The following is a 2,581-nucleotide window of genomic DNA, read 5'->3' as shown; positions in this document are numbered from 1 at the left end:
GTAAGCGTCTGGTCGTTACAGGTTGATGTTTAATGCCGATTAATGCACTGGTTATTTGAGGTGCTCTCAGCGCACTATTTTTTTTCAGCAGTGAAACCGTAGAATGCTATTTTGGGGCGCTACTTTATATTACCGTTGTAACGGTAGCATAATTGCAGAATGCCATTTTTTAGCCCTGCTATATATTACCGTTATAACGGTAGCATATTTTTCGCTACACCTTACGTGAGTCCGTGTCCGACGACCTATGTGCATCTGGATGTTCTGATTTTAAGTGTTCGGCGAACACAGAGTAATGCGCTAATTTAAGTGTCCACTTAATTTTAGTGGACACTTATTATCTTAAATTGCGTCACCTGGCTGTGTGGTTAAATCGATATTCCAGGGTAACAACTCATCGACACGATTGATGGGGTGATTGCCGATGCGTTTGAGTACCGTGGTCAGGTAGACATTTGGATTGATGTCATTGAGTTTGGCGGTGCCGAGTATTGAGTACAACACGGCAGCCCGCTCCCCTCCGGCAGCTGAACCTGCAAACAAATAGTTTTTCCTGCCCAGGGCGATGGGCCGCAATGAGCGCTCTGCGCTGTTGTTATCAATCTCAGCATAACCGTTATCCACATAGGCAACCAACGCCTCCCATTGTTTCAGAGCATAGTGGATTGCTTTGGACAGCGGCGAGCCTTTCGATAAGGTGCGCAATGTTGTCTGTAACCAGATATGGAAGCGCTCAAGGATAGGCTTGGCATGTATGCCCCGGATGTGTTGTCGTTCATCCGGTGGTTGGCCGCGCGCCTGTTTCTCAATCACATAGAGGGATTGGATAGCGGTTATCGCTTCATCAGCTAACGGCGAAGGGCCTGTTTGGGTGATGTCATAGAACTTCCGCCGCACGTGTGCCCAACAACCGTGCTGGGTTATTTGCCGTTGGTATAATTCGTTGTAACCGGCATAAGCATCGGCCTGTAGTGAGCCTTTGTAGCCTTTTAAATGCGCCGTGGGATGGATGCTTTTACGGTCTTCACTGTATTGCAGCCAAACCGCTGGCGCTGTGGTATCTCCCCAGGGGCGACCATCACGCACATAAGTCCAGTAACGTCCGGTTTGGGTGCGGCCTTTACCGGGTGATAGCGTCGGTGCGGTGGTGTCATCGGCATGCACGTGGTTGGCAGCTTTCACATGGCGTCCGATGGCATCAGCCAGTGGCGTGAGTAAGGCGCCAGTTTGTCCTACCCAGTCTGCCAGAGTAGAGCGTTCAACATCAATCCCTTCACGTTCCATCTGCTCAGCCTGGCGGTACAGCGGTTGATGGTCGAGGTATTTATCGACAATAACCTGTGTGAGCAACGCTGCACTGGCCAGTCCTTTTTTAATCACACGCTCAGGCGCTTGGCCTTGAACCAGTGTGTCGCAGTGCTGGCAGCTGAACTTTGGCCGCACAATGCGGATAACCCGGTAAGATGCCGGTACCACATCCAGCATTTCAGAGACATCATCACCGATATGGGTTAATTCGCCCTGACATCCCGGGCACTGGCAGGCGGCTTCAACACGCAGCTCTTCTCGCGGCAATTGTGCAGGCAGAGAAGCGCGTCGACGTGGCGTCGCTTTGTCCTCTGTTGCTGGTGCAACTAGCTTAGGTAAGACACTGGTCTGCATCTCCAGCTCTTCAAGTTGTAATTCCAACTGATGAATTTGCTTGTCGAGATGCTCGGACGAACGCCCGAAGCGGGCACGTTTTAACACGGATAACTGGTGGCGTAACGAGGCAATAACGGTATCTTGTTGGGCAAGCGTTGACTGCAGTTGAAGGATAATTTCCTGCAACTGTTTCGGGTCATTGGGTAAGTGAGATGCCATCGTTTTCATGCGGTGCATGATAACATAAAATGGCATCTAACTCATTGATTAATTGTGCTTATGCAGCATTTTTTGGTGTGTTTTTTCTGGCAGGCGGGCGCCAGTCTAAGCCTTCCAGCAACAACGCCAATTCGGCCTGCGTTAAGTGCACTACACCGGTTTTTGCGGTGGGCCACACGAACCGCCCTTGCTCCAGGCGCTTGTAAAACAAACACAACCCCTGACCATCCCACCATAGCAGTTTAACCCGGTCCCCACGCCGCCCTCGAAACACAAACACATGCCCACTAAAAGGGTCTTTTTGAAGCACATGCTGCGCCATAGCCGCCAGACCATCGAAGCCCTTGCGCATATCGGTGTAACCGGCACACAGCCATACACGCAGTTCATGGGATAAGGTAATCATGACAACGCCGCCACCAATTGCTGCAACATACCCGGTCTTGCCTCATGCAATACCAGTTGATGACCACTGCGAAACGACACCGTTATGGCTGGTTTATGGAGCACCGGCACAGCTTCAATCGCACTGACACTGACAGGAAGGAATGGCGTGGGGGCAGCTGGCATATCCACTTCACCTTTAGCACGCCTGACCCACAAAGCCTTACCGACGTTAACTTCTCGCACCCAGCGAAACACCTGGTTGGTATTCACATCGTATTTGCGCGCTAACTCAGAGACCGACAGCGTACGTTCTTTCGATTCCTGAACGAGC

The 2,581-nt window shown here is 51.1% G+C and carries 3 protein-coding genes; all 3 read right to left on the bottom strand.

What is annotated here, in order from left to right; translation table 11 throughout:
• Positions 1 to 342 precede the first annotated feature (342 nt).
• On the bottom strand, positions 343 to 1,872 hold the full coding sequence (gene tnpC / locus H141_RS0119400) for an IS66 family transposase (protein ID WP_026349570.1): 1,530 nt from the start codon (positions 1,870 to 1,872) through the stop codon (positions 343 to 345).
• Between the two features lie 49 nt (positions 1,873 to 1,921).
• The gene (gene tnpB / locus H141_RS0119395; RefSeq protein ID WP_019677928.1) at positions 1,922 to 2,269 is read right to left on the bottom strand and encodes an IS66 family insertion sequence element accessory protein TnpB; all 348 of its coding nucleotides are present in this window, start codon (positions 2,267 to 2,269) and stop codon (positions 1,922 to 1,924) included.
• The coding region (locus H141_RS0119390; protein ID WP_019677927.1) for a transposase at positions 2,266 to 2,581 on the bottom strand (316 nt) is incomplete at its 5' end. The genes H141_RS0119390 and tnpB, both read right to left, overlap by 4 nt.

Source organism: Arsukibacterium perlucidum DSM 18276, from assembly GCF_000382165.1.
Lineage (GTDB): Bacteria > Pseudomonadota > Gammaproteobacteria > Enterobacterales > Alteromonadaceae > Alishewanella > Alishewanella perlucidum.
The sequence above is the reverse complement of the archived record's forward strand: the minus strand, read 5'-3'. Positions and strand labels throughout refer to the sequence as shown.

Bases quoted from the DNA above. Each gene is read 5' to 3' on its own strand.
- tnpB (WP_019677928.1), bottom strand. From the start codon at position 2,269: ATGATTACCTTATCCCATGAACTGCGTGTATGGCTGTGTGCCGGTTAC.
- tnpC (WP_026349570.1), bottom strand. From the start codon at position 1,872: ATGAAAACGATGGCATCTCACTTACCCAATGACCCGAAACAGTTGCAG.